Origin of the sequence: Gymnodinialimonas mytili (assembly GCF_037544085.1) — a bacterium.
GTDB classification, from domain to species: Bacteria; Pseudomonadota; Alphaproteobacteria; order Rhodobacterales; family Rhodobacteraceae; genus Gymnodinialimonas; species Gymnodinialimonas mytili.
Window position 1 is genome coordinate 1,350,225 of sequence record NZ_JBBIFW010000001.1, and the last position, 25,444, is coordinate 1,375,668.

At 58.9% G+C, this 25,444-nt stretch carries 21 protein-coding genes and 1 tRNA gene; 15 read left to right on the forward strand and 7 right to left on the reverse strand.

Annotation, left to right across the window (positions count from 1 at the left end):
- Window positions 1-13: 13 nt before the first annotated feature.
- On the reverse strand, window positions 14-2,224 hold the full coding sequence (locus tag V8J82_RS06690; protein ID WP_339973425.1) for a transglycosylase domain-containing protein: 2,211 nt from the start codon (window positions 2,222-2,224) through the stop codon (window positions 14-16).
- 296 nt (window positions 2,225-2,520) lie between these two features.
- On the opposite strand from V8J82_RS06690, the gene V8J82_RS06695 reads away from it, so the two are divergent.
- Together V8J82_RS06695 and V8J82_RS06700 are read left to right on the forward strand one after the other, a co-directional pair.
- Window positions 2,521-2,859 carry a P-II family nitrogen regulator gene (locus V8J82_RS06695; RefSeq protein WP_339973428.1) on the forward strand — a complete coding sequence of 113 codons (339 nt, stop codon included), beginning with the start codon at window positions 2,521-2,523 and terminating at the stop codon, window positions 2,857-2,859.
- Window positions 2,860-2,892: 33 nt separating this feature from the next.
- Window positions 2,893-4,296, forward strand: coding sequence for an ammonium transporter (locus tag V8J82_RS06700; RefSeq protein WP_339973431.1), 1,404 nt, complete (start codon window positions 2,893-2,895; stop codon window positions 4,294-4,296).
- A 231-nt stretch (window positions 4,297-4,527) separates the two neighbouring features.
- Here the strand turns inward: V8J82_RS06700 and V8J82_RS06705 are convergent, their stop codons facing one another.
- Window positions 4,528-5,157, reverse strand: a complete 630-nt coding sequence (locus V8J82_RS06705) for an SCO family protein (protein ID WP_339973433.1) — start codon at window positions 5,155-5,157, stop codon at window positions 4,528-4,530.
- A 100-nt stretch (window positions 5,158-5,257) separates the two neighbouring features.
- Here V8J82_RS06705 and regB point away from each other — a divergent pair, with 100 nt between their 5' ends.
- From regB to V8J82_RS06750, 9 genes are all read left to right on the forward strand, one after another.
- Window positions 5,258-6,682 carry a sensor histidine kinase RegB gene (gene regB / locus V8J82_RS06710; RefSeq protein ID WP_339973436.1) on the forward strand — a complete coding sequence of 475 codons (1,425 nt, stop codon included), beginning with the start codon at window positions 5,258-5,260 and terminating at the stop codon, window positions 6,680-6,682.
- 74 nt (window positions 6,683-6,756) lie between these two features.
- Window positions 6,757-8,427, forward strand: a complete 1,671-nt coding sequence (locus V8J82_RS06715) for a PAS domain-containing protein (protein ID WP_339973438.1) — start codon at window positions 6,757-6,759, stop codon at window positions 8,425-8,427.
- Between the two features lie 50 nt (window positions 8,428-8,477).
- Window positions 8,478-9,008, forward strand: a complete 531-nt coding sequence (tsaE, locus tag V8J82_RS06720) for a tRNA (adenosine(37)-N6)-threonylcarbamoyltransferase complex ATPase subunit type 1 TsaE (RefSeq protein ID WP_339973440.1) — start codon at window positions 8,478-8,480, stop codon at window positions 9,006-9,008.
- The gene (locus V8J82_RS06725) at window positions 9,005-10,615 is read left to right on the forward strand and encodes a phosphotransferase (RefSeq protein WP_339973443.1); all 1,611 of its coding nucleotides are present in this window, start codon (window positions 9,005-9,007) and stop codon (window positions 10,613-10,615) included. The genes tsaE and V8J82_RS06725 overlap by 4 nt, the downstream gene beginning before the upstream one ends.
- Window positions 10,608-13,574, forward strand: a complete 2,967-nt coding sequence (addB, locus tag V8J82_RS06730; protein ID WP_339973445.1) for a double-strand break repair protein AddB — start codon at window positions 10,608-10,610, stop codon at window positions 13,572-13,574. Before V8J82_RS06725 ends, addB begins: the two co-directional genes overlap by 8 nt.
- The gene (addA, locus tag V8J82_RS06735) at window positions 13,564-16,926 is read left to right on the forward strand and encodes a double-strand break repair helicase AddA (protein WP_339973448.1); all 3,363 of its coding nucleotides are present in this window, start codon (window positions 13,564-13,566) and stop codon (window positions 16,924-16,926) included. Before addB ends, addA begins: the two co-directional genes overlap by 11 nt.
- A gap of 61 nt (window positions 16,927-16,987) precedes the next feature.
- Window positions 16,988-17,308: a thioredoxin gene (trxA, locus tag V8J82_RS06740; RefSeq protein WP_339973450.1), complete on the forward strand. Its 321-nt coding sequence runs from the start codon at window positions 16,988-16,990 to the stop codon at window positions 17,306-17,308.
- 141 nt (window positions 17,309-17,449) lie between these two features.
- Window positions 17,450-18,010, forward strand: a complete 561-nt coding sequence (locus V8J82_RS06745) for an ActR/PrrA/RegA family redox response regulator transcription factor (protein ID WP_339973452.1) — start codon at window positions 17,450-17,452, stop codon at window positions 18,008-18,010.
- A gap of 3 nt (window positions 18,011-18,013) precedes the next feature.
- Window positions 18,014-18,367 carry a hypothetical protein gene (locus V8J82_RS06750; protein WP_339973454.1) on the forward strand — a complete coding sequence of 118 codons (354 nt, stop codon included), beginning with the start codon at window positions 18,014-18,016 and terminating at the stop codon, window positions 18,365-18,367.
- Here V8J82_RS06750 and V8J82_RS06755 read toward each other — a convergent pair.
- Entirely contained in the window at window positions 18,364-19,275 is a 912-nt protein-coding gene (locus V8J82_RS06755) for a LysR family transcriptional regulator (protein ID WP_339973456.1), read from the reverse strand. The genes V8J82_RS06750 and V8J82_RS06755 overlap by 4 nt on opposite strands.
- Before the next feature lie 121 nt (window positions 19,276-19,396).
- On the opposite strand from V8J82_RS06755, the gene V8J82_RS06760 reads away from it, so the two are divergent.
- Window positions 19,397-19,531, forward strand: a complete 135-nt coding sequence (locus V8J82_RS06760; protein WP_339973458.1) for a hypothetical protein — start codon at window positions 19,397-19,399, stop codon at window positions 19,529-19,531.
- Window positions 19,532-19,540: 9 nt separating this feature from the next.
- On the opposite strand, the gene V8J82_RS06765 is transcribed toward V8J82_RS06760, so the two are convergent.
- The 3 genes from V8J82_RS06765 to adhP all read right to left on the reverse strand — a co-directional run bounded on the left by V8J82_RS06765 (window position 19,541) and on the right by adhP (window position 21,937).
- On the reverse strand, window positions 19,541-20,026 hold the full coding sequence (locus tag V8J82_RS06765; RefSeq protein WP_339973460.1) for a GNAT family N-acetyltransferase: 486 nt from the start codon (window positions 20,024-20,026) through the stop codon (window positions 19,541-19,543).
- Window positions 20,023-20,619 (reverse strand): HD family hydrolase, encoded by a 597-nt coding sequence (locus V8J82_RS06770; protein ID WP_339973462.1) that lies wholly within the window; start codon window positions 20,617-20,619, stop codon window positions 20,023-20,025. Before V8J82_RS06770 ends, V8J82_RS06765 begins: the two co-directional genes overlap by 4 nt.
- A 289-nt stretch (window positions 20,620-20,908) precedes the next feature.
- The gene (gene adhP / locus V8J82_RS06775) at window positions 20,909-21,937 is read right to left on the reverse strand and encodes an alcohol dehydrogenase AdhP (protein WP_339973464.1); all 1,029 of its coding nucleotides are present in this window, start codon (window positions 21,935-21,937) and stop codon (window positions 20,909-20,911) included.
- A gap of 161 nt (window positions 21,938-22,098) precedes the next feature.
- On the opposite strand from adhP, the gene ahcY reads away from it, so the two are divergent.
- The 3 genes from ahcY (at window position 22,099) to V8J82_RS06790 (ending at window position 24,824) form a co-directional block, all read left to right on the forward strand.
- Window positions 22,099-23,484 carry an adenosylhomocysteinase gene (ahcY, locus tag V8J82_RS06780; protein WP_339973466.1) on the forward strand — a complete coding sequence of 462 codons (1,386 nt, stop codon included), beginning with the start codon at window positions 22,099-22,101 and terminating at the stop codon, window positions 23,482-23,484.
- 170 nt (window positions 23,485-23,654) lie between these two features.
- A complete protein-coding gene (locus V8J82_RS06785; RefSeq protein WP_339973468.1) occupies window positions 23,655-24,236 on the forward strand; it encodes a hypothetical protein in 582 nt (193 codons plus the stop codon).
- A gap of 246 nt (window positions 24,237-24,482) precedes the next feature.
- The gene (locus V8J82_RS06790) at window positions 24,483-24,824 is read left to right on the forward strand and encodes a DUF2853 family protein (protein ID WP_339973470.1); all 342 of its coding nucleotides are present in this window, start codon (window positions 24,483-24,485) and stop codon (window positions 24,822-24,824) included.
- A gap of 498 nt (window positions 24,825-25,322) precedes the next feature.
- On the opposite strand, the gene V8J82_RS06795 is transcribed toward V8J82_RS06790, so the two are convergent.
- Window positions 25,323-25,398: transfer RNA gene (locus V8J82_RS06795), tRNA-Thr, on the reverse strand.
- Window positions 25,399-25,444 lie beyond the last annotated feature (46 nt).

Consider the following 25,444-nt stretch of genomic DNA (forward strand, 5'->3'; position numbering starts at 1 on the left):
CGCCCGCCCATATCTAGTTTCGCGGCCCAAAAATGCGATCGAGCACGGAATTCACCGCATCGCCCAGATTTCCGCCGGCATTGCGGCTGCCAATCGGCACCCGGACTGGCGCGCCCTGACCTTGCCCGGTCAATAGACCGCCGGGACTGGGCCGCGCCTCGACCGCAGGATCGATCATCGGCAGAGGCCGCGGTGGCAGATCTGCATGGACCCGCTCCATCGCCTGGCGCCAAATCTCGGCGGGCAAACCGCTGCCCGTCACACCGCTCAGGGGGCGATTGTCATCATATCCCATCCAAACACCGGCAACGTAGTCTGCTGTGAAACCGACAAACCAGGCATCGCGCGTGCTGTTGGTGGTGCCCGTCTTGCCAGCGACAGGTCGGTCCGGCAATGCAGCCCGCCGCCCGGTGCCTTCGTTCACCGCAACATTCATCATGTAGGTCAGTTGCCGCGCTGCAAATTCCGATATTACGCGTTCACGGATACCGGTGGTCTGTTGAAACACCGGCTCGCTTTCTCCCTGCAGACGCAATTCGGTCAGCCCGTAAGGCAGCACCGCAGACCCACCGTTCAGGATGCCCGAATAGGCGCCTGTCATCTCGATCAATGTGGATTCCGATGCGCCCAAGGCCAAAGCGGGCCCAGCAGCAAGGTCGCTGGCAATGCCGAACTGGCTCGCCACGTCACGCACCAGATCGCGTCCAACCTCTTCAGATAGCCATACGGCGCTGGTGTTGCGTGAAAGGGCCAGGGCCTGCGTCATCGTAAGAGGACCAAGAAATTGATGGTCGAAGTTGTTGGGGGTGTACTCGCCCGACCCGGCCACCTGGAATGTGACTGGCTGATCCACCAACATATCGTCGAACCGCCAGCCCAACTCCAAAGCTGTTGCATAAACAAACGGTTTGAAGGACGAACCCGTCTGGCGCAGAGCCTGAGTTGCGCGGTTGAAAATACCGCCGCCCGCAAGGTCCCGCCCGCCAACCATGGCGCGCACGGCCCCATCGGCGCTCATGACCACAATCGCAGCCTCCGCCTCAGATCCTTCGCGCACCTGATCGCGGAACACGGCCTCCAATGCCTCTTCGGCAGCGGCCTGTATTTCCGGATCAAACGTGGTGCGGATGATCACGTCTTCCGTCGTATCGCCGGTCAGAAAACTGGGGCCTTCTTGCATGATCCAATCGGCGAAGTAACCGCCGGTATCTTGTCGCGCACGGTTGGAGAGTGTCGCGGGTGCCGCGCGGGCAGCCTCGGCTGCCGATGCGCTGAGATAGCCCTGCCCTTCCATCAGGTTCAGAACCACATTGCCGCGCTCCTGCGCACGTTCCAGATTGCGGGTCGGTGCGTAGTAGCTTGGCGCCACCAACAACCCGGCCAGCATCGCGGATTGCTGGGGGTTCAACTCTGCGGCGGATACATTGAAATAGCGCTGCGCTGCGGCCTCAAAACCCCGGGCGCCCGCGCCGAGATACGCCCGGTTCAGGTAGATCGACAGGATCTCTTCTTTGGAATAGCGCAGCTCCATAGCGAAGCTGAAGGGCATTTCCTGAATTTTCCGCCAGATCGTTGTGCGACGGCAATCTGCCTCGTAGGCGGCCTCGCTCTCCCACGTTTCGGCATCGTATCCCACGCCGAGACATAATAATTTCGCAACCTGCTGTGTGATCGTTGAGCCGCCATGGCCCTGCAACGGACCACGTCCTTCGCGCAGGTTAATCCGAATGGCTGACGCAATCCCACGCGGCGACACACCCAGATGCCGCCAAAACCGGCGATCCTCGGTGGCAACGACGGCATTGACCAGATGTTCGGATGTTGTGGGGATATCAATTGCCCCGCCAAATTGCTCGCCCCGCCAAGCGAAGGGCTCGCCATATCGGTCCAACATCGTGACCGAGCCTTGGGCTCGACCATCCACGACCGCATCCACATCAGGCAGTTGCGCATAATAGTAACCAGTCGCGAGGCCGAACATCAAAAGCACAACGGCTGTGGTACGCCAGGTCACCGCCCAGATGATCCGTACGAAAAAGCGCACAATTGAACTGAGAAAGCCCAGGATCCCGCCGCGCCGCTTTGTTGTTTTCCGCTTACGGGTCGTGGCGCGCTTACGGCCGCCTCCGCCGCTGCTCGACGCGCGTTTCGCTGGCTTGCGGGTCGATGTTGCCGACCGCCGATCGGCAACAAGCCGACGTCTGCCTTTTCCGGAAGAACTCATCTCAATCATGCCTCGCATCGGGGGCCATTGTTGCACATGCTCGGCCATCCTCGTTGCGACGAAGATAGGCAAACTTGAGTCGAATGCGAAGAGCCCAGTCGATGATGGCGGGTTCTCTCTTTGCTTAAAAAATAAGCGATGGCGCATATTTGCGCAAAAAATTTGCAAATGCTCTCTGTGCGGGCGTCAAATCCGGGACGCTCACGTTGCTCTCACGACCGTTGCAGCCTGTCTTAACGCCCACAACCCGCCCAGAGGGGGCCGGTGGGGATTTACATCAGACGGGGTGACAAGACGTGAAACTCATCATTGCTACGATCAAGCCGTTCAAGCTCGAGGAGGTGCGCGAGGCGCTCACCTCCATCGGCGTGCGCGGCATGATGGTGACCGAGATCAAGGGCTTCGGCTCGCAATCCGGCCACACCGAAATCTATCGTGGGGCCGAATATGCCGTGAATTTCGTGCCAAAGGTCAAGCTTGAGATCGTGGTGACCGCTGCGATGGCGGACCAAGTCGTCGAGACCATCCAAACAACCGCCAAGACCGACAAGATCGGCGACGGCAAGATTTTCGTACTGGATGTGGAAAGCGCTGTGCGCGTGCGCACGGGCGAAACAAACGACGACGCGCTGTAAAGGCGCCCGAGTTTTTCGAGGGATATGAGACCAATGAATAAAAAGTATTTGCTTCCGCTGGCCACGGCACTTGCCGTTTTCCCAGCCGCCGCATGGGCCAATGACCCACCGTCGTCCCTGGACGATGTGGGATATATCTTCACCACCCTTCTGTTCCTGATCGGCGGCTTCCTCGTCTTCTGGATGGCTGCGGGTTTTGCGATGCTCGAAGCGGGCCTGGTGCGGTCGAAGAACGTGACCATGCAGCTGACGAAGAACATCGCGCTCTTCTCCATTGCAGCGATCATGTATTGGCTGGTCGGCTACAATGTGATGTATCCGTTGGGCGAGATGTCGTTTGCGGCAGATGCTGTCGATCCCGACATGATCAATTGGACCATCTACACGCTCGCAGAAGGGACTGACGACGACGGCAATGCTATCGTCAATGTGATCGGTTATCTCGGCGCGTTCGGTCAGGCCGTGTTGCAGCCTGTCGGGGCGACCGATGTAGATCTGTCCTACGCCTCCGACGGGTCGGATTTCTTCTTTCAGCTGATGTTCTGCGCCACCACCGCATCGATCGTCTCCGGCACCTTGGCCGAACGCATCAAGCTGTGGCCCTTCCTGATCTTTGTGGTCGTGCTGACTGGCTTCATCTACCCGATCGAAGCATCCTGGCAGTGGGGCGGCGGCTGGTTGTCCGCGGCAGGGTTCAGCGATTTCGCAGGCTCGACCCTAGTGCATGCTGCCGGTGGTTTTGCTGCTCTGGCCGGTGCCATTGTCCTGGGCCCGCGCCTTGGCAAGTACAAAGACGGCCGTGTGAACCCGATGCCGGGCTCGAACATGCCGCTTGCCACATTGGGGACATTCATCCTGTGGCTAGGTTGGTTCGGCTTCAATGGCGGCTCTCAGCTTGCGATGGGTACCATCAACGACGTCACGGACGTCAGCCGTATCTTCGCCAATACCAACATGGCCGCCGCGGCCGGTGCCGTGACCTGCTTGATCCTCACGCAGATCATGTACGGCAAGTCGGACCTGACCATGGTGTTGAACGGCGCGCTGGCTGGCCTTGTGTCGATTACCGCCGAACCGCTGGCACCGTCGCTCTTCGGGGCGCTCTGGATTGGTGCAGTAGGCGGCGTGATCGTGGTCTTCACAGTGCCGCTGCTCGACAAACTGAAAATCGACGACGTCGTCGGCGCCATCCCGGTGCACTTGATCGCCGGTGTCTGGGGCACCATCGCGGTGGTGTTCTACAATGGCGACGCTTCGCTGGGGGCTCAGTTGCTGGGGATTGCAGCCATCGGGATCTTCGTCTTCGTGACCTCCCTGATCGTGTGGTTCATCCTCAAGATGGTCATGGGTATCCGCGTCGATGAGGAAGCTGAGATCAACGGCCTCGACGTGGCAGAACTTGGGATGGAAGCCTATCCGGACTTCACCAAGGGCTGATCCAAATTACTCCGTCCGACCCCGCCTCCCTGGGGTCGGATCTCACTCGACAGGGCGCCCCAGCGGCGCCCTTTTTTTCACCGAAAGCCGGATGAGATACGATGCCCCCAATATTCTAACGATGCGACTTTCGAGATTGAGTTCCCGAAAGCGACTTCTGAAAACGCGGCGAGACAGGCCTAGCGGTGCTAATCAAGCGTCGCTAGCTCTGCGTTTTCGGCACTGTAAGGATCAGCTGGCCGCGTCGATAAAACAGGCGGTGCGCTCCGCCATATCCTGCGGCGTAACTTCCCGGGGAAAGAATTCCACAAATCCGATTTCAGGCATGACCAGATAGGTAAAGGCCGTGTGGTCGACCAAGTAATAGGGATCCGATCCGTCATCATGGGATTGGTAATAGACCCGATAGGCGCTGGCTGCGGCATGGGTCTGTTCCTGCGTACCGCCGAGGCCCAGCATCCGCTCGTGGATGTTATCGGTAAAGGCAGTCAAGACTTCAGGCGTGTCGCGATTGGGGTCGACGGTAATGAAGACGGGCTGCACTTCGACACCATCTTCATCCAGAATATCCACCGCTTCGGCGTTGCGCACAGTATCTAGTGGGCAGACATCGGGGCAGAACGTATAGCCGAAATAGACCAGCGTTGGCTGCGTGATCACCTCAGCATCGGTCATCTCTTGCCCGGTCTCTGACACCAAGGTAAACGGCCCGCCCACCGCGGCATCACCTGCAACAACACCTTCGCGGCACTGCGCAAAGGCATCATCCGCATTCGCCCGTGTCAGCCATACGGCAGTCGCCGTTCCGGCCAGCAGTACGCCCAGCAAGGCCACTGAAGCCAGAGCATATGTCCGTGTCATCGCAAAACTCCCCGTGCGGTATGTGTCGCTCGCGTTGCATACTTAAGAAACCTTACCTATCAATTCACGACCCCGTGTCTGTGACAGGATGACCCGCCCCATGGCCGCCATCGACAACAGCCCCGATCCGGCGCTGACGCTTGTCCGCCAGGACAGCCGTGTGGATTGGGTGCGGCTGCGGACATTGCTAGTTTTGCGGTGGCTCGCCATCGGTGGGCAGACTATCGCCGTTGTGATTGCGGCGTTCTATCTGGGGCTGCGGGTCGAAATTGGGCTGTGCTTCCTGGCCATTGGCGCAAGCGTTGTCTCGAACCTGATCGCCATGGCGATCTTTCCCGAAAATCAGCGGCTCAGCGATCGCGATGCGATGCTGACCTTGTTGTTCGATCTGTCGCAATTGTCATTTCTGCTGTTCCTGACGGGAGGGCTGAACAACCCGTTTGCCGTTTTGATCCTGGCGCCCGTCACCATCTCGGCCACGGCCCTAACAATGCGGTCGACCCTGATCTTGGGCCTTTTGGCGATTGGGCTGATTTCTTGCCTCGCCTTTTGGCATTTGCCTTTGGTGACCTTGTCCGGAGAGATCCTGGCGCTGCCCGGGCTCTTCATCCTTGGCTTTTGGTCATCACTGGTGATCGGGGTGCTGTTCTTGTCCGGCTATGCCCGCCGCATCGCCTCAGAATCGCATCGCATGAGCCAGGCGCTGCTCGCCACGCAGATGGCCTTGGCGCGGGAACAGAAATTAACCGATTTGGGGGGTGTTGTGGCCGCCGCAGCGCATGAATTGGGCACGCCGCTGGCCACAATCAAACTTGTCTCAACCGAGCTGTTGGACGAGTTGCAAGACCGCCCGGACCTTGCCGAGGATGCCGCCCTGATTCGAGACCAAGCGGATCGGTGCCGCGATATCATGAGATCGATGGGGCGCGCAGGAAAAGACGATCTACACTTGCGGCGCGCACCGTTGGGCGCAGTGATTAGAGAGGCGGCCGAACCTCATTCTGACCGCGGGATCGAGTTGCATTTCGATTTTCATCCGCACATGGAAATCGATGACCTAGACCCTGCCCAACAGCCTGAAATCCCTCGCAAACCCGAAATTGTCCATGGCTTGCGCAATCTCATTCAAAACGCGGTGGATTTCGCACAGGATCAGGTATGGATTGAGGGTGAATGGGGCAATGGCACAATCCGCCTGCGGATCACCGACGATGGCGCCGGATTTCCACCCGACATGCTAGGGCGTCTGGGTGACCCGTTCTTACGCCGCCGCAACCGCACCGAACGTGACCGGCGCCTGGGCTATGAAGGTATGGGGTTAGGCCTGTTCATCGCCAAAACCTTGCTCGAACGCTCGGGGGCCGAGGTAACATTTCTGAACGCCTCCGATCCGTTCCTTATGGCCGAGGATAATCAAGGCTTGGCAGGCGCTCAGGTGCAAGTCGTTTGGCCTAACAATACATTGACAGAGACGCCTGAGGCGCCGACCCAACCCCTTGGTCCCAATCAATTGATTGTCGACTGACCCGCCGTTGCAGAAGCAATTAACGGCCCGTTAACCGTTTTTCTTCAATGTCGTTCAGCGTGTGATGATCATGGGTGAGCGCGTTGGACCTGATGGAAAGCGTTTTGTTTCTGAGTGTTGTCGTTGCCGTCGGTGTGATGGCGGCTTTGCTGACGTCGCGGTTGGCGAAGGCTCCTAGAGGAAGTTCGCCGCGCAAGGATCGCGCAGGGACCGATACTGCCAGTGGTCTATTGCGGCACTACCGGTTTCGAGACGGATATCTCTTGTCCGATATCGAACGCGACGACGCGTTCCTGGACCCGGATACCGATCGCTCGATCGCCTATAAGCGACTGGTGGCTGGATTGTCGGATATCAGCCCCGACTTCGCAGCCCATCTTGACGGCTTAACCGCTCGCGGCGAGGTTTTTATGGTCGGCGGTCGTATCGGTGATGATCCGATTACCGTATCTGGGCGGCTCGAGGACGGAGGGGTACTGGCGTTGTCCATCGGCCCCAGTGATACAAGAGATGGACGCCAAGTCGTTGAAACGGTGACGCTCACCGCGTTGCAGACCGAGTTGGAGGAGCTTCGGACGGTCTTGGATGCCGGAATTGCGCCGATGTGGCGCCAGGACGCGCAGAACAACGTTACCTGGGCCAATGCCGCTTATATGGAACTCGCCGACCGCATCCGTGATGACGACGCACCAAGTTGGCCCTTGCCGCGCCTGTTTGCAGCCCATTTGGAGCCGGTTCCAAACGACGGCACCCTGCGGCGCTGTGTGCTGGAGGTGCCGGACAGCGAAGAAGCCCACTGGTACGAGCTTGTGCGCGATCCGATGCCCGATGGCTCGGAGTTTTTCACCGCGCATCCGGTTGATCGCCTTGTCCGGTCCGAGACAAGTCTGCGCGAATTCATGCAGACGCTCACGAAGACCTTCGCATCGCTGCCCATCGGCTTGGCGGTGTTCGACAAACGACGTCATCTGGTGACGTTCAACCCGTCTTTTGTGGCTCTGACGACAATCGGAGCGGATTTCCTGATCTCTCGGCCTGACTTGCGTACGGTTCTGGATCGCTTGCGCGACCGTCAGCGCATGCCAGAGCCACGCGATTACCGGTCCTGGCGCGAAGAGATTGCCCGACTTGAGGAAGGTGCCGCCGATGGCACCTATCATGAGATCTGGGAACTGCCAGACAACAAAGCGTTCCGCGTGATCGGTCGGCCCCACCCGGATGGCGCTATCGCCTTTATGTTCGAGGACATCAGCGCCGAGGTCTCACTCACCCGTCAATTCCGGGCGGATTTGGATCTGTTGCAGGCAGTGCTCGACGCCGCACCCGCCGCGATCGCGATTTTCGGCGCCGACGGCGGCATGGTCGGCGCCAATCAGGTTTATCGGCAGATTTGGGGTGACGCAGGCGACAGTCAGGATCTCACAAGCTTGCCAAATCTGACCCGATCCACCGCTCTCTGGGCAGCGCGGTGCCAGCCAAGCGGGATCTGGGGCGAGATCCGTCAATTCGTTGCCCATGACATCGAGCGCGCACCCTGGGTTGAAGAGATTGAAACGTTGGACGGAACACAATTGCTGGTGCGTATGATGCCGACGCGCAGCCGCCATACGGTCGTGCAATTCTTCCCGCGCGACGGCGCATGGGCTGATCCGCTCTCCGATCTGCTGCAAGACATGTCGCCGCCAGAACTTGAGGTGAGCACACCGCCCATGGCCACCGCTGAAAAGGCCGCGCGAACTGCCTAGCGCACGGCCTAACGGTTGCAGGGGATAACCGGATTGGTGCATTCAGGGGCATGGCTGACCCTGTCCAGATTGCAATTGATCCAGACTCACCGCAAAGACCGGGCTGGCCTGTCATCGCCGAAGCGACGCTTGTGGATGACACGGCCACCGACGCCCTTGGCGCGGGCCTGGCCAAGATCTTGCAGCCCGGCGACACCTTGCTTTTGTCCGGTGGTCTTGGGGCAGGCAAAACCCATTTGGCGCGCGCGCTGATCCGGGCGGCTCTTCACCATCCGGAAGAACCGGTTCCAAGCCCAACATTTACCCTGGTTCAGACCTATCCTCTGCCCGGCGGTATACATATTTGGCACGCTGATCTCTATCGATTAGGCGATCCCGCAGAATTGTTGGAATTGGGTCTGGATGAGGCGTTGGGAACCGACATTTGCCTGATCGAATGGCCTGATCGCCTTGCGCCGGATTGGCCGACAGACGCGTCCCTGCTGCATCTGGCGGTGAACGGTACGTCGCGCCGAGCACATCTTTCCTTAGGCCCTGACGCACGCTTTGGCAGCCAGTTGACCAAGGTTTTAACGGGATGATCTCTCAGTTTCTGTCTGCGGCAGGGTGGGCCGATGCGCGCCAGGTGTCCATCGCTGGCGACGCGTCAGCCCGGCTATATGTCCGACTGTTCCGCGGATCTGAAACCGCAATTTTGATGAACGCACCGGTCGAGACAACACAGTCGCGGCAAAGTCTCGATGCGTTTCGGCACATCGGAGCGCATTTGCGCCGCTTGGGCTTGTCCGCCCCCGAGGAATATGCGGCCGATCCTGACCATGGCTTGATCTTGATGGAGGATTTAGGCGACCAAACGCTGTCTTTTCTGTTGGAAAGGGACCCCGAACGCGCGACCGTCGCCTATCAAGCGGCGGCTGATCTATTGCCTCGATTGAACGAGGCGCCACCGCCCGAAGGTCTTTCGGCACCCGATCCCGGCGAGATGGCGGATATGGTCAGGCTCACTCTGGATCTGGCGCATACACCTGCAGCACTGAACAGCCGCTTGCTCGATGCGCTTGAAGAGGCGCTGCGTCGACATGCATCAGGCGCGCCGGTCTTGTCGCTGCGAGACGTCCATGGGGACAACTTACTCTGGCTACCCGATCGAAAAGGTCACGCACAGATCGGTCTTTTGGATTACCAAGACGCCATGCTGCTTCCCGCCGGGTATGATCTCGCATCGCTTGTTGATGATCCCAGGCGCGTTGTTCCGGAAAGCCTTAGAGATATTCTTATATCAGAATCTGATTTTTCTTCAGCCAGGATTGCCGCATTATCTCTTATCCGAAATCTACGCATTTTGGGTATATTTCATCGGCTGTCGACCCAGGACAGCAAACCCCACTACCGAGACTTCCTGCCGAGGACACGGGCTCTGATCTTGCGGTGCGTTGACGAATTGCCGGAGTTAAAAGACCCCGTTACCGATCTGTTGCGCCACACTGAAAGCTGGAGCGGAGCCGCGCCACACTGTCTGATATTGGCGGCAGGCTTCGGTAAGCGCATGGGAGATCTGACAAAGGATCTCCCGAAACCTCTGATCAAAGTTGCGGGCAAACCCCTTTTGGACCACGCGCTCGACATTGCCCGTGACGCCTCGATTGCGCACATCATGGTGAACGCTCACTACCACGCTGATCAGATTGAACGCCATCTGCCATCCGATGTGACTTGCCTTGTCGAAACCCCTGAGATTTTGGATTCGGGTGGTGCCGTTAAGAATGCGATGCGTCATGCCCATGGCGATATCCTCGTGAGCTTGAACGCCGATAACGTCTGGGCTGGCCCCAACCCGATCAGTATGTTGCGCAAGGCATTCGATGAGACACGGATGGACGTTTTATTGTTACTTGTGCCGTTGCATCGCGCCGTCGGACGAACCGAAGGACCCGATTTTTCGATTGATGCTGACGGACGACTTACGCTCAACAAACAGGACGGCAGCCATGTTTACACAGGCGCACAAATTCTAAATGCGAAACCCGCAATCGATGATCCACGCGACGTCTTTTCGTTGATGGATGTCTGGCAAAACTGCCAAGCCAAGGGACGATTATTCGGTTTGGTCTATCCGGGAACATGGGCCGATGTCGGGCATGCGGCAGGTATCGCAGCGGCGGAGGCAATGGCGGCCACCCATGTTTGAAGCGACGCAGAAAGCTCGCGTTTTTGCCACACCCATCGGGGTCGATTTTTGTTCGGCCCTGATCGATGGGCTGGATGCACGACTGGCGGGACAAGGCCCAGAGGTACTGGCACGCATCGAGATCCATGTTGCGAACCTACGCATGCAGCGGCGCCTGCACACCCTCTATGCGCAGCGCGGACCGGGCCTATTGCCGCGCATTCGTCCCGTCCTGGCCCTGTCGGAAACTGCGGATATGGAGGGGATGCCCCCCGCAATGTCGCCCCTGGCCCTACGGCTTGAATTGGCGCAGTTGATCTCCAAACTCTTGGATCGCAACCCATCCCTTGCCCCGCGATCTGCGATCTATGCCCTTGCTGATAGCCTTGCGGACTTTCTGGGAGAAATGGTCGAGGAAGGCGTCGCCCCCGCCGACATCGCCGCGTTGAATATGGGCGAACACTCGGCGCATTGGGCCCGTGCACAGGCGTTTCTAGGGATTGCCTCGGATCTGATCGCCGCCAGCGACCGCCCGACACCAGAGGGCCGTCAGGCAATGGTAGTCGATCGGTTGATCGCGGAGTGGCGGCTCAACCCTCCGGCACATCCGGTCTTGGTTGCTGGGTCGACCGGATCCCGCCGCGCGACCTTTCGACTGATGGAAGCGGTCGCACAACTGCCGCAGGGCGCCGTGATTTTGCCCGGGATTGATCGCGACATGCCGTCGGCCATCTGGCGCGATCTGCTCGACAATCGGCGAAGTGGCCTGGCGGGCGAAGATCATCCGCAATTCCGGCTGGCCAAGCTGCTTGACCATCTGGGGTTGGCGCCCGACGACGCCGCGAACTGGATTGATACCGCGCCGACCAACCCTGCGCGCAACCGCTTGGTGTCATTGGCATTGCGACCGGCCCCGGTCACCGATCAATGGCGGGTTGAAGGGCCGCAGCTAAGCGATATTTCAGGCGCTCTGGCCGACGTCACCTTGCTTGAGGCGCCATCTCCTCAAATGGAGGCCGCCGCGATTGCGCTGCGTCTTCGGCAGGCTGTCGAAGACGGTCAGCGTGCCGCATTGGTCACGCCCGATCGTCGCTTGTCACGCATGGTAAGCGCGCAACTGGACCGATGGCGCATTGTGCCCGACGAGTCCGGTGGTCAGGTTCTGGCTCAAACCGCCCCAGGTCGCTTCTTGCGCCAGGTCGCCGAGTTGGTGGCGCATCCGATGACAAACGAAAGCCTGGTCGCGCTGCTGAAACATCCGTTGTGCCATAGCGGTCCGGATCGAGCTGTGCATTTGCTGCGCACGCGGGATCTTGAGCTACAGGTTCTGCGCCGCGGTCTGGCCAAGCCGAACGCACCGGCTTTCCGTGCATGGGCCGCTAAGCGCAGCGATGACGCAGGGGCGAAACTTTGGGTTGAGTGGCTTTGCAAAATTCTTATGTATGACCTAGCGGGCACTGCTTCGTTCTCAAAACTCGTTCAAAACCATGCTGATCTGAGCAAAGGACTGGCCGCGGGATCCAACCCGGTTGATCCAAAAAGTACGGCTGAGCTCTACGAGAAAGAACCCGGCGCCGAGGCTGCGCGCTTGATGGAGGATCTGCGCAAGGACGCCGCGAGCGGCGGTGCGATGTCGGCACGTGACTACGCGGATTTCTTCGCGGCTCTGGCTGCTGATAGAGAGGTGCGGTTTGCGGTCCGCCCCCATGCCGACGTGTTGATCTGGGGCACTCAAGAAGCGCGCGTCCAAGGCGCAGATCTCACTATTCTTGCTGGGTTGAACGAAGGGATCTGGCCCAAACCGGCTGAGGCAGACCCTTGGCTGAACCGACCGTTGCGCTCCGAAGCGGGCCTGCGCTTACCGGATCGAGTGGTCGGTCTAAGCGCCCATGATTTCCAGCAAGGTATTGCGGGGCGTGAAGTCTGGCTGAGCCGCGCCAAACGTGACGATGAAACTGACACCGTGCCTGCGCGCTGGGTGAACCGTCTTGTGAACCTGCTCGGCGGGGCCAGCGACGAAACGCAAAAAGCGCTGGCAGACATGTCCGCACGGGGCCATCTTTGGGTTGCACGCGCACAGGCCTTGGTTGCGCCACACACCACACATCCCCCGGCACCGCGCCCCGCCCCGTCGCCTCAGACGGGTGCGCGCCTAAGCTATCTGTCCGTGACGGATGTGGAGCGACTTATTCGAGACCCATATGCGATTTATGCGCGGCACATCTTAAAACTGCGCGCGCTAAACCCGCTAAACACCGTGCCGGACGCTCGCTTGCGCGGAACGATCATACACAGGATTTTGCAGGAATTTCTGAAGCAAATACCGAACGACCTGCCTGAAAATGCTGCGCAGCAATTCTCCGATATTTGCGACGATATTCTTATAACAGAACTATCGCAAAATGCTGTTCGAGCGCTTTGGCGGCAACGCCTTGGAAAGGTGGCGCCCTGGTACCTCGCGCGCGAAGCGGAGTTGCGCGACTTGGCCGAGCCTTGGTTGGTTGAGGACTTTCATAAGTGGGACGTGCCGGGCCTGTCGCTGACGCTTGGAGGCACGGCGGATCGCATTGACCGGCTCCCGGACGGTCGGGTGGCGATCTACGACTACAAGACGGGGCGGGTACCCACCGAACAAGAAGTCACCGCATTCAATAAGCAGCTTTGGCTGGAAGCTCTGATGGCCCGCGGCGGTGCAATTGCGGATCACCCTCTAGACGTCGCACGAATGGCCTATATCGGCTTAGGTACCAATCCGGAAATTCGCGATGAACATCCCGATGAGGCACGATTTGCACAGGTCTTGAATGGGCTTGGCAAGCTGATCGCGCATTACCGGCGGCAGGATGTCGGATTTACCTCGCGCAGGTCACCCAGCAAGACGTTCGATACCGGCGACTACGACCACCTCGCGCGATACGGCGAGTGGGATGCGACCACAGATGCGACAATCTTGCCGGTCGGAGGCGCCGATGGTGAATGATGCCACACGCGCCCAAAACGCTGCAGCCGATCCGCGCATATCCACATGGCTGGGTGCGAATGCCGGTTCAGGTAAGACACGCGTATTAACGGATCGGGTGGCGCGCCTGTTGCTGGACGGCGTGCCGCCTGAACGCATTCTCTGCCTGACCTACACAAAAGCCGCAGCGATGGAGATGCAGAACCGCCTGTTCACGCGGTTGGGCCAATGGGCCATGAAGTCCGATATAGATCTGCGCGAGATGCTGCTTGGAATTGGGGTGGAGGAAGACACCCTATCGGTTGAGCTTCTGAATGCGGCCCGCACGCTGTTTGCCCGCGCCATCGAGGCGCCGGGCGGGCTTAAGATCCAGACGATCCATTCCTTTTGTGCGTCAGTCCTGCGGCGTTTCCCGTTGGAGGCCGGAGTAAGCCCTGCCTTCACCGAGATTGATGAGCGTGCGCAGAAACGATTGATATCGGATCTACTGGATACTCTGGCCGATACAGATCACGGCTTGTCGGCAATCCAGGCAGTTGCCCCGCACTTGTCCGGAGACGATGGGCTCACGAACCTCGCGCGCGCCGTGGCTGGCCGGTCAGCAGATTTGACCGCGCCTGCGGATTGGAACATGACTTGTGCGTATCTGGGAATCCCACAGGATCTGACGGAAGCCAAACTAATCGCATCGGTGTTTCAGCCTGGCCTCGGTCAATCCGCCGCACGAATGTGCAGGCATTTCGACCCGACCCCACGAAGCAGCACTGCGAGCGTCCTGCGTGTGTTCGAAAACGTCACTTGGGATGCACCACGTCTGTCTGACCTGGCATTATTGGAAAGCGTGTTGCTGACCGGTGAGAAATCCAAGGTGCCCTTCGCCCCCAAGATCAACAAAATCGGCAACGCCGATATCCGTATCGCACTCGGCGACGATCTGCATGTTTTGAACGCGTTGATCGAGGCGGTGGCCGAGGTTCGCCCCCTGCGCACCGGTTTTGCTACGGCACAGCGCACTTTCGCACTCCATCAATTTGCCACAGCGTTCCTACCCGCCTACGCCATGGCCAAACAAACGCGCGGCTGGCTGGATTTCGACGATCTTATCACACGGATGAACCAGCTGCTGACCGATCGCGACGTGGCGCAATGGGTTCTGTTTCGGCTTGATGGCGGGATCGATCATATTCTGGTGGACGAAGCCCAAGACACGTCTCCGCGGCAATGGCAGATCGTCTCGCAATTGGCCGATGATTTCGCGGCAGGTGTCGGCGCCCGTGCCGATGTGCAGCGGACAATTTTTGTCGTCGGTGACAAAAAACAATCGATCTATTCGTTCCAGGGTGCCGATCCCTCGGAATTTGACAGGATGCGCGGCCACTTCAAGGCTCGATTGGATGAGATCAATGCTCCTTTCCAACCGGACGCGGCACTGATCCATTCGTTTCGTTCAGCACCGCCCATCTTGGCTCTGGTGGACCATGTTGCCATGCGCTTAGGCGCACCTGGATTGGGCGATGACATCACGCATCGGGCGTTTTTCGGTGACAAACCGGGGCGGGTCGATTTGTGGCCTTGGATCGAGCCCGTGAAGGGCAGCGAGGATCCTACTTGGGACGACCCTCAGGATTTGGTGGCCGAGGATCACCATTCCAAAATATTGGCCGAAACCTTAGCTGCGCGTATCGCGGATATGCTGGCAACCCCGCCCGAGATCAACGGGCGGGCTTTGGGGGCGGGCGACATCTTGATCCTTGTGCGGTCCAGATCACCTTTGTTTCACAAGATCATCGCCGCGTTGAAACTTGCCGGGTTGCCCGTCGCCGGTGTGGATCGCAGCCAATTGACTGCACCCCTGGCGGTGAAAGACCTTTTGGCTCTGTGCCGTTTTCTGGCCACCCAAGAGGATGACTTGTCGCTTGCCGCGGTCTTACGGTCGCCGCTGTGCAACATGTCCGAGGCCGACCTTTACAGCCTTGCCCATGGCCGCGAAGGATATCTCTGGCCTGCGCTCCGCAAGCGACACGATGATTTTCCAAACGCCTACGGCATGCTATCGGATTTGATCAGCCAGGCCGAATTCCTCCAGCCTTATGATCTGCTTGAACGTGCACTGATCCGCTATGACGGACGCCGCAATTTGACGGCACGTCTGGGTGCGGAGGCCGAGGATGCCATCGACGCAATCCTGGCCCAGGCGATGGTCTACGAGGTAAGCGATGTGCCTTCGCTGACCGGGTTCATCGGTTGGCTGGAAAGCGGCGAAGTGCAGGTGAAACGGGATCTCAGCCAAGCCGAGGGGCAGATCCGTGTGATGACCGTGCATGGTGCAAAGGGCTTGGAAGCGCCGGTTGTGATCCTGCCTGATTGCGCCATGGCGCGTGGCTCAGGTCCCGGCATTCGGCTGCTGCAACCCGAAGATGGCCCATTGCTCTGGTCGCCTGGCGGCAGTGACGCGAGCGACGAGGCGCGCGCACTGGACGATGCCCGCAAAGCCCGAGAGGCCGAGGAGGCGAACCGCCTGCTCTATGTTGCGCTTACCCGCGCTGAGAGCTGGCTTATCATCGCCGCCGCTGGCCAATTGGGACGCGCCGCCGGCGGATCCTGGTACAAGATCGTCGCAGATGCGATGGAAGCGATGAAGCCCGAGGCATTGACCATCCCGGGGCTTGAGGGCAACGGCCAGCGCGTGCAAACAGGCGCTTGGCCCAATGCCGCGACCCGAACGGTAGAGGTCAACAAAGTGCAATTGCCCGCTTGGGCGGACACCCCAGCGCCAAGGCCTGAAAAAGACATTGGCGTCCGGTCGCCCTCGGACCTTGGTGGCGCAAAGGCTCTGCCCGGGGAAAGTGACGATACCGACACCGCCATGAAACGCGGTCGGATTGCACATTTGTTCCTGGAGCATCTTCCACTCCTGCCTCTGGCCGCGTGGCAATCCGCCAGCGCCGGGATCGCTGCGCTAGACGGTGATATATCGGATCTTGATCTGGGCCCTATCCTCGCGGAAGCGGTTGCGACCCTGACCACACCACAGCTATCCCATGTTTTTGCCCAGGACACATTGGCCGAGGTGGAGATTACCGGCGAGTCAAACACGCTAGGCGGTCCGATGTTTGGAAAGATCGACCGATTGATCGTGACGGACACACATGTATTGGCTGTGGATTTCAAAACAAATGCGACGGTCCCCGCAGCGCCCGATGAGGTCCCAGAAGGGCTATTGCGACAGATGGGTGCCTATGCCGAAATGCTCAAACCCATCTATCCACACCATAAAATTGAAACTGCAATCTTGTGGTCACGCACCGCGACACTGATGCCACTGCCACACGATCTCGTGTCTGCCGCATTGGATCGCGCTAGGGGTGCTTGACCCGCGCCGCTCGCATCCATACCTTCCGGCTCCGACCTAACCCTGCCAGGAGACATCTGCCATGGCCACCACGACTGTCACCGACGCTGACTTCGACAGCGAAGTAAAGCAATCCGACATCCCCGTTGTCGTCGATTTTTGGGCCGAATGGTGCGGTCCGTGCAAACAGATTGGCCCCGCGCTGGAAGAGCTGAGCTCTGAATATGAGGGGCGTGTGAAAATCGTTAAGGTTAACGTGGACGAAAATCCGAATTCGCCAATGCAATTGGGTGTGCGTGGTATTCCCGCCCTGTTCATGTTCAAAGATGGCGAGGTTATCTCTAATAAAGTTGGTGCAGCGCCAAAGGCCGCGCTGCAAAAATGGATCGACGAAGCCGTTTGATGGAACGAGAATCCGACACCAAGGGCGCCGATTGAGGCGCCCTTTTTTGTTGGCGTCCCAAATCCTTTTCATCCGCGACAAATTGACCAAAAGCCAAGGATGCCTATACCTAAGTGATAGGGACCAAAGGAGACGACCAATATGGCAGCACCTGACCGGACGCTTCGCGAGATTGGCACAGACAAATCGCTGTTGCTTGTAGATGATGATGAGCCGTTTCTGCGGCGGCTTGAACGGGCAATGGAGAAGCGCGGATTCGAGGTAGAGGCTGCATCCTCGGTCGCGGCGGGATCTGCCATCGCGACAGCCCGTCCCCCGGCCTATGCCGTCGTTGATCTGCGGCTTGAGGATGGCAACGGCCTCGACGTTGTCGAGACATTACGCGAGAAGCGACCCGATAGCCGGATCGTCGTGCTAACAGGCTACGGCGCCATCGCAACGGCTGTGGCCGCGGTAAAGATGGGCGCAACGGATTACCTCTCGAAGCCCGCAGATGCGAATGACATCACCTCAGCGCTACTAGCTGGTGAGGAAGAGATGCCGCCGCCGCCGGAAAACCCGATGTCAGCTGATCGTGTACGCTGGGAACATATCCAGCGGGTCTATGAGCTTTGCGACCGCAACGTTTCGGAAACCGCGCGCCGCCTGAACATGCATCGCCGGACTTTGCAGCGTATCCTCGCCAAACGCAGCCCGCGTTGAGGCATGCGCGGTCTGGCGCTTCTCGGATTGTTGGCTCTTTCGGCCTGCGTTAGCGCAGTGCCGCCGCCGATTTTGCCGTTTCGCCTGGATCCGGGCGGCATCGAGCCGCTCGGCACGGGCCTACGCATTGATTTCGGACGCGACAGAGCGGGTGTGATCGAGACGGTGTCACGCCTTCAAGGCGCGCAACCTACCAGCCTGATTGGGCCAGAGCAGTGCGGCGCCGGGATCAGCGCCGCAGAGTGGCGGGACGGGCTTGTCTTGGTATTCCAAGATCGTGCGTTTCGGGGGTGGAGCAGCAGCGATCCAACCCGCTCAGCCAATGGGCAGACGCGCGCCGGGGTCGCCTGCTCCTAACACAGCTCAGCTTGCGGCCGCTTTTTGAGATCTCGCTGCAGCCACGTTACAAACACCTTCACCCGCGGTTTCAAAATGCCTGGCAAGTGCAGCAAATGATACGCCATTTCGCTGTCCTTTTCCTGCGCCAGCACTTCCAGGCGCCCCTCTGCCACATCGCGCTCTACCAAGGCCAATGGCTGGGCGGAAATGCCTCCGCCCGCTCGGCAGGCTGGCAGGATCAGCGCATTCGACAGCAGTTCTGTGGCGCGCAACTTGGTGGGATCAACACCAACCCTGAACAACCGCTTATTGAATTCGCTATGTGAGACGTCCAGCAGCCACGGAAACTCGGACAAGCGCCCCCAAGCGTCCTTTGCCTCGGGGCCGCCTTTGGACTGCGGAAAGCGACCCGGCTGGGCCACAGCAACCATGGTCGCACGGGTCAGCACCTGCGAATCCATTCCCGGCCAAGGGCCGCGCCCGTGACGGATCGCCAAATCGATGCCTTCGCGGCGCAGATCCACCAGATCCTGATTGGTTAGGATCGTCAGCGGCACATCGGGATGTTCGGCCCAAAAGGCTGCCAGGCGCGGCATCAGCCAGCTTTCCGCAAAGCTGGGCGTTGTCGTCAGCGTCACAGGCCGATCCTCACGACCGGCCCGAAGCGCACGCACCCCGGCGGCAATTTCGGCAAACCCCGTCCCCAAGTCCCGCGCCAACTCGGCACCGGCACAGGTAGGCACCATGCCGCGCCCAGCGCGCTGCAAAAGCGGTTGGCCAAAATCAGCCTCCAACGCACGCACATGGGCCGCGATAGCCGCATGGGTGACGTTCAACGCGCGCGCGGCCTCTGACAATGATCCAAGCCGCGCGGCGGCCTCAAACGCCCGCAATGCCGAGAGGGAAGGGATGTCACGCCAATCCATATGTCACCTCATCTTATATATTGACACTATTGCCGATTAGGGAATCGTCGCGCAAGGGCGTATCACACTTGCAGTTCAGATATAGGAGGCTGCGATGTTTTCAATCCTTGCCAGGAGCCTAATGACAGCAACTTTGCATGACCGGAAATGGGATGCACCGGACCATTGGGCCCATGATGACAAACGCACACGCGCCGAGCGATATCGGGATTCCCGGGATCAACGCCGGTGGTTGCGCCAAACCGGTATTCTGTAACTCAGAATATCAAAGATCGAAGCGTTTCAAGACTTTGTCGACGATCTGCCCGTCGCCCATCGGATACGCTTTGATCGCCCCGTAATCTTCGAACCCGCGGGATTGATAATAGGCCAAGCCGCCGATGTTGTCGGCACGGATATTGGCGTTGATCCAGGTATAGCCAAGCTGTTTGGCAGCCGCGCAGGTGGCATCGAATAGGCGCGACCCAATGCCCATCCCCTGTTGCCCAGGCTTCGCGAATGTCGCGATATCGGCGACGTCGGGCGGCAGATCCGGCTGCGGCTTGATCCATTGAAATCCGACAATGTCACCACTTTCCGCTTCGGCCACGTGCCAAACCGATCGATCACAGGCCGCAGCCAGCCATGTCTTCACTGTCTCTACGGTGACCTCGCCCGTCAGAGCGGTTGTGCCGCCAATGGCGATAATCTCGGACAACAGCTCGGCCATTTGCCGCGCGTCGAGCGAGTGTGCAGGACGGATCGTGATCATAACGCCTCCATCAGCGCCGCGTGGCGCGCGGTGAAATCCATGCGCACATCGGCAGGCGGCCGCAAGCGCAGAACCAGCCCATCGATCACATGCAGATCGGGGGTGCCGAAAAAGCGATTGGCTTCCGCATCCGTAAACCCCGCAAGCTGCGTGGCCTCCAGCCAGGCTGAGATCTTGTCGGCCTTTTTGATCCGGGCCTTGACCGCTTTCGGTAGTGTCGCGGGCAAGCCAAATCGCAAATGGATCGCCGCAGTCAACCGATCATCAAGCGCACCATAACCAGGGCCGACAGCCGCCTTCACCGGACTGATCATGTCGCCGATCACGTATTCGGGCGCGTCATGCAGAAGGGCGGCCAAGCGCCACTTCACCGGCGCATCAGGAGTAAGTCGGGTGTAGATATCGGTCACGAGCATGGAATGCTCAGCCACGGAATAGGCGTAGTCGCCCTTTGTTTGACCATTCCATCGCGCCACGAAGGCCAGGCCATGGGCAATATCTTCGACCTCGATATCGACCGGCGTCGGATCCAGCAGATCCAATCTGCGCCCCGATAGCATCCGTTGCCAGGCCCGTGCTTGTGTTCTTGCCATGCCTCATCCTATCCGATCCGGGCTGCCGCAGCGCCTCAAGCATTGCTGAGCGACAACCGCAAATTTCGGAAAGTTGTAGCTATCTCGATGCAGGATCGGCTAGCCTTTTTGAGCGAACAGCATTCAAAGAAAGGATTTTTGCAATGTCGAAAGACGATAAAGGTGGCGCCAAAGGCGATCCGACGAAAAAAGGCGATAAGGGCGACGGCAAGTAAGCCGAGTGTCTTTGCAATCGTAACACGGGCCGTCGGAGGGGATCCGCACGGCCCGCTTCTGTTTTAGCAATAACTCAGATCCGCAGAACAACCCGACCGTCGATCTGACCGGCGCGCATCCGATCGAAAATGGCGTTGATGTTGTCCAGTTCATCCCAACTGAAGTGGGAGGACACCGCGCCCTCGCCCGCGAAGGCCAGCGCCTCACGCAGGTCATTGCGCGTCCCGACGATCGACCCGCGTACCGTGATGCGCTTGAGCACAATCTCAAAAATCGGCAGCGGGAAATCTCCGGGCGGCAGACCAACCAACGACATGAAACCGCCACGGCGCAGCATCCCCACAGCCTGGGAAAAGGCGCTGTTGGAAACCGCAGTGACCAGCACGCCATGCACGCCGCCCATCTGCGTCTGCAACTCCGCCACCGGGTCCATATCCGCCGCGTTGATCGTGACAGCAGCCCCCAAGTCGCGGGCAAGCTTTAGTTTGTCGTCTTGGATATCGACCGCCACGACATGAAAACCCATCGCCTTGGCATATTGCACTGCCATATGCCCCAAACCGCCGATGCCGGAAATCGCGATCCAATCACCGGCTTTCGCCTCCAGCTCTTTCAAGGCTTTATAGACGGTCACACCGGCACAGAGCACCGGCGCGGCAGGGCCGAACTCCAGCTCGTCGGGTAAGAGACCGACATAGTTCGCATCGCAGGCCACATATTCAGCATAGCCTCCATTCACAGTGTAGCCTGTCATCTGCTGACTTTCGCACAACGTCTCCCAGCCGCCGACACAATGCGGGCAACGGCCGCAGGCGGTGTGCAGCCAGGGCGCACCGATCCGGTCGCCTTCTTTCAGATGGGTGACGCCCGCCCCCACGGCAGCAACCTCACCGACCCCTTCATGGCCCGGTACAAAAGGCGCGGTGGGTTTGACCGGCCAATCCCCCTCGGCGGCGTGCAGGTCGGTGTGACAGACGCCCGAGGCACGGGTGCGCATCAAAACCTGACCAGGCCCGATCTCCGGCACTGGCAATTCACGGATTTCCAGGGGTTGGCCCAAAGCGGGCACGACGGCGGCTTTCATCATCTTGGGAAGGGACATCAGACGACCTCTGTCAGTTTCATCTGACATCTATTGTGCATGAAATCGATGAAGATCCTTTGACGCGGATCAAGGTAGATCCTGGGCGCCATTGCCCGAGTGTGGGGTGGCTGCTATGTGGCCCTCCAAAGCACAGAGTTTACGCCCCAGGAGGCAGAAACATGGAAGACTTCGTCGTCAAAGACATTGCACTGTCCGAGTTTGGCCGCAAAGAGCTCGACATCGCCGAAACCGAAATGCCAGGCCTGATGGCCCTGCGTGAAGAATATGGCGCGGAGAAGCCGCTGAAAGGTGCGCGGATCGTCGGCTCGCTGCATATGACGATCCAAACCGCTGTGCTGATCGAGACGTTGGTTGAGCTTGGCGCCGATGTCCGGTGGGCGTCGTGCAACATCTTCTCGACGCAAGATCACGCTGCCGCCGCGATCGCCAAAGCGGGTGTGCCTGTTTTCGCCATCAAGGGCCAATCCCTGGAAGAACATTGGGACTATCTCGACAAATCCTTCATGTTCCCCGACGGGCCGAATATGATCCTGGACGATGGCGGTGACGCGACGCTCTATATCCTTCTCGGCGCCCGTGCCGAAGCCGGTGAAGGAATCATCGCTGTGCCGCAATCCGAGGAAGAGGCCGTCATCAAGGCCCAGATCACGAAGCGGATGGAGGCAAGCCCCGGCTGGTTCACCAAGATGCGCAATCAGATCAAGGGCGTGTCCGAGGAGACGACCACCGGCGTGCATCGCCTCTATGATCTGCAAAAGAACGGCCAGTTGCCGTTCCCCGCGATCAACGTGAATGACAGCGTCACCAAGTCGAAATTCGACAACAAATACGGTTGCAAAGAATCTTTGGTCGACGGCATCCGCCGCGCCACCGATACGATGATGGCCGGCAAAGTTGCCGTGGTTTGCGGCTATGGCGATGTAGGCAAAGGCTCCGCCGCGTCACTGCAGGGAGCGGGCGCTCGCGTCAAGGTGACGGAGGCTGACCCAATCTGCGCCCTTCAAGCGGCCATGGACGGCTTTGAAGTTGTGTTGTTGGAAGACGAAGTCGCTACCGCCGACGTGTTTATTACCACCACCGGCAACAAGGACGTCATCCGTATCGAGCATATGCGCGAGATGAAGGATATGGCGATTGTCGGCAATATCGGCCATTTCGACAATGAAATTCAGGTGGCGAGCCTGAAGAACCATAAATGGACGAATATCAAAGAGCAGGTGGATATGATCGAGATGCCATCAGGCAATCGGTTGATCCTGCTGTCGGAAGGACGCCTGTTGAACCTTGGTAATGCAACCGGGCATCCCTCCTTCGTCATGAGCGCATCGTTCACCAACCAGGTATTGGCGCAGATGGAGCTTTGGCAACGCGGCGAAAACTACGAGAACCAAGTCTACATTCTGCCTAAGAAGCTCGACGAAAAGGTCGCGCGTCTGCATCTGAAAAAGATCGGCGTGAAACTGACAGAGCTGGACAAAGATCAAGCAGATTATATTGGCGTGCCGCAGGACGGTCCCTTTAAGCCTGAACACTACCGGTATTGATGAGCGCGCGGGGAACTGACTGACGCGCTTGCGCGTTGACTTGGTTAATCCACCGCGTAAGCGTTTGTTACGTATACTTTTTTTCACGGCCCCCTGGAACCTTCCAGGGGGTCGCTTCGTTTCCTTGTCAGACGAGGCGCTGTTGCCTCATTGTCGAAAGGAGATGCACCATGACCCTGAAAAACACCCTTCTAAGCACTGCCGCAATCCTTGCTTTGGCGATGCCGGCCATCGCACAATCGACAAGCGGCGAGACCGACGTCGAAGTCGAAACCCCGCTGCTGGACGCTGACGTGACCGCCGAATCCGAAACGGATACCGAGGTCGAAACGCCGGTTCTCGACACAGACATCGCGACAGATAGTGAGCTCGAAACTGGTGCTGAAACCGAACTCGCCACCGAGGTTACAATGGGTGATCGCGATCTGAGGGATACGGCAATTTTCGCGGGTATGACCGTGTCCGAAATCGTCGGGATGGATGTGCATGCGATGGGTGCCGACGGTGAAGCCGATGTGGGCGAAATCGACTACATCATCGAAACCGCAGACGGATACGAGGCCGTTATCGGCATCGGTGGGTTCCTTGGCCTGGGCGAATACACGGTTGCTCTGCCTTTGGGCGCCTTCTCGATGGGTGACGCCGAAAACCAGTTGATGCTAGACGGCTACACAGAGGCTGAACTGGAAGCGATGCCTGAGATCGACGAAAGCGAATTGGAAGCCTTGGATGGTGAGTATGTGATCAGCTGATCTCTCGATCCGTAGATCCGGTCAACCGCCCGCCTGCCCCTAAGCAGGCGGGCGGATTCTGTTTCAGACCTGTCAAGCCGGTCCGGCGCAGCCCGATCACTCCTGCGCATGGGATTGCCGGGCACGTTTTCCCCTAAAACTTTTGCTTTTGTGAAGCCCGTGCATGCGGTTAACGTTCGCGTGATCTTGCGTCGTAGCACGCGACGGGGTGGGACAGACAACACTTTACAGGGAGAAAATGCACCCATGGGAAAACGTGACGACTTGATCGCGCAATATGCCGACGACCTTCGCAACAAATGCGGGATGGAGCCTGATATGGCGCTTCTGACCAAGGTAACCATCGGTTGCGGGCCAGCCATCTACGATGCCGATGCATCCACAGTGGCCGGCAGTCAGAAAGGCGAGTTGGAGACGGTGAAAACCAATTTCCTGATGAAAAAGCTCGGCCTGCCCGACGGCCCCGACTTGATGAATGCGATCGACACAGTCATCGAGACCTACGGCAAATCCGAGCGGAACAAATACCGCGCGGTTGTCTACTACATGCTGACCAAGCATTTCGGCAAAGAAGGCGTTTACGCTTAAATTCCAAAGATTTAAAAGTATAGTCTAAGGCCCGCTCGACATACCCGCGCGGGCCTTTTCAATTTGGAAATAGGCACCAGCGGTTTTCTTCAGGTTGCCGCCTTTTGAGCGTAGCCACCCTTTTCGCTACGCAGACGACCTTGATGCAACCGAGTGTCTCGAAGCGGATTCAAGGTTTCAAAACGGCCGTCTGAAACTCCGGCGTGATGTATACGCCGGGCGCGTTGATAATGGCAGCTGGTAGTCAGACGGCAGCGTTAATCTGTTCTGACCTGCTCCTTTGCGGGCCTACCACTTTGGGTTTTTTCGCTCAGGTTTTAGTCTTCCTAAAAGCGATTGGCAGAGTCCGCCGGTGCAACGCCCAGGATTCTGGAACAGGCGCGCTCATGATCGAAGTGATTGAGCCACAGGAGCGCCAGTACAGCTTCACCGAGCAAAAAAGGCTTTCCTTTAGGCGCTGATTAGTCCGCTAAATTCCGTGATATGTCTGAGGAAGAATGGTGCCGCTGAAGGGACTCGAACCCCCGACCCCATCATTACGAATGACGTGCTCTACCAGCTGAGCTACAGCGGCATTCTTCTCTCTTGTTGGTCCGACGAGACCTTCGATACGTCGCATC

Excerpts from the sequence above, each read along its gene's own strand:
- V8J82_RS06690 (WP_339973425.1), bottom strand. The coding sequence starts at position 2,224 with ATGAGTTCTTCCGGAAAAGGCAGACGTCGGCTTGTTGCCGATCGGCGG.
- V8J82_RS06700 (WP_339973431.1), top strand. The coding sequence starts at position 2,893 with ATGAATAAAAAGTATTTGCTTCCGCTGGCCACGGCACTTGCCGTTTTC.
- V8J82_RS06705 (WP_339973433.1), bottom strand. The coding sequence starts at position 5,157 with ATGACACGGACATATGCTCTGGCTTCAGTGGCCTTGCTGGGCGTACTG.
- regB (WP_339973436.1), top strand. The coding sequence starts at position 5,258 with ATGGCCGCCATCGACAACAGCCCCGATCCGGCGCTGACGCTTGTCCGC.
- tsaE (WP_339973440.1), top strand. The coding sequence starts at position 8,478 with ATGGCTGACCCTGTCCAGATTGCAATTGATCCAGACTCACCGCAAAGA.
- V8J82_RS06725 (WP_339973443.1), top strand. The coding sequence starts at position 9,005 with ATGATCTCTCAGTTTCTGTCTGCGGCAGGGTGGGCCGATGCGCGCCAG.
- addB (WP_339973445.1), top strand. The coding sequence starts at position 10,608 with ATGTTTGAAGCGACGCAGAAAGCTCGCGTTTTTGCCACACCCATCGGG.
- addA (WP_339973448.1), top strand. The coding sequence starts at position 13,564 with ATGGTGAATGATGCCACACGCGCCCAAAACGCTGCAGCCGATCCGCGC.
- trxA (WP_339973450.1), top strand. The coding sequence starts at position 16,988 with ATGGCCACCACGACTGTCACCGACGCTGACTTCGACAGCGAAGTAAAG.
- V8J82_RS06745 (WP_339973452.1), top strand. The coding sequence starts at position 17,450 with ATGGCAGCACCTGACCGGACGCTTCGCGAGATTGGCACAGACAAATCG.
- V8J82_RS06750 (WP_339973454.1), top strand. The coding sequence starts at position 18,014 with ATGCGCGGTCTGGCGCTTCTCGGATTGTTGGCTCTTTCGGCCTGCGTT.
- V8J82_RS06755 (WP_339973456.1), bottom strand. The coding sequence starts at position 19,275 with ATGGATTGGCGTGACATCCCTTCCCTCTCGGCATTGCGGGCGTTTGAG.
- V8J82_RS06760 (WP_339973458.1), top strand. The coding sequence starts at position 19,397 with ATGACAGCAACTTTGCATGACCGGAAATGGGATGCACCGGACCATTGG.
- V8J82_RS06765 (WP_339973460.1), bottom strand. The coding sequence starts at position 20,026 with ATGATCACGATCCGTCCTGCACACTCGCTCGACGCGCGGCAAATGGCC.
- V8J82_RS06770 (WP_339973462.1), bottom strand. The coding sequence starts at position 20,619 with ATGGCAAGAACACAAGCACGGGCCTGGCAACGGATGCTATCGGGGCGC.
- adhP (WP_339973464.1), bottom strand. The coding sequence starts at position 21,937 with ATGTCCCTTCCCAAGATGATGAAAGCCGCCGTCGTGCCCGCTTTGGGC.
- ahcY (WP_339973466.1), top strand. The coding sequence starts at position 22,099 with ATGGAAGACTTCGTCGTCAAAGACATTGCACTGTCCGAGTTTGGCCGC.
- V8J82_RS06785 (WP_339973468.1), top strand. The coding sequence starts at position 23,655 with ATGACCCTGAAAAACACCCTTCTAAGCACTGCCGCAATCCTTGCTTTG.
- V8J82_RS06790 (WP_339973470.1), top strand. The coding sequence starts at position 24,483 with ATGGGAAAACGTGACGACTTGATCGCGCAATATGCCGACGACCTTCGC.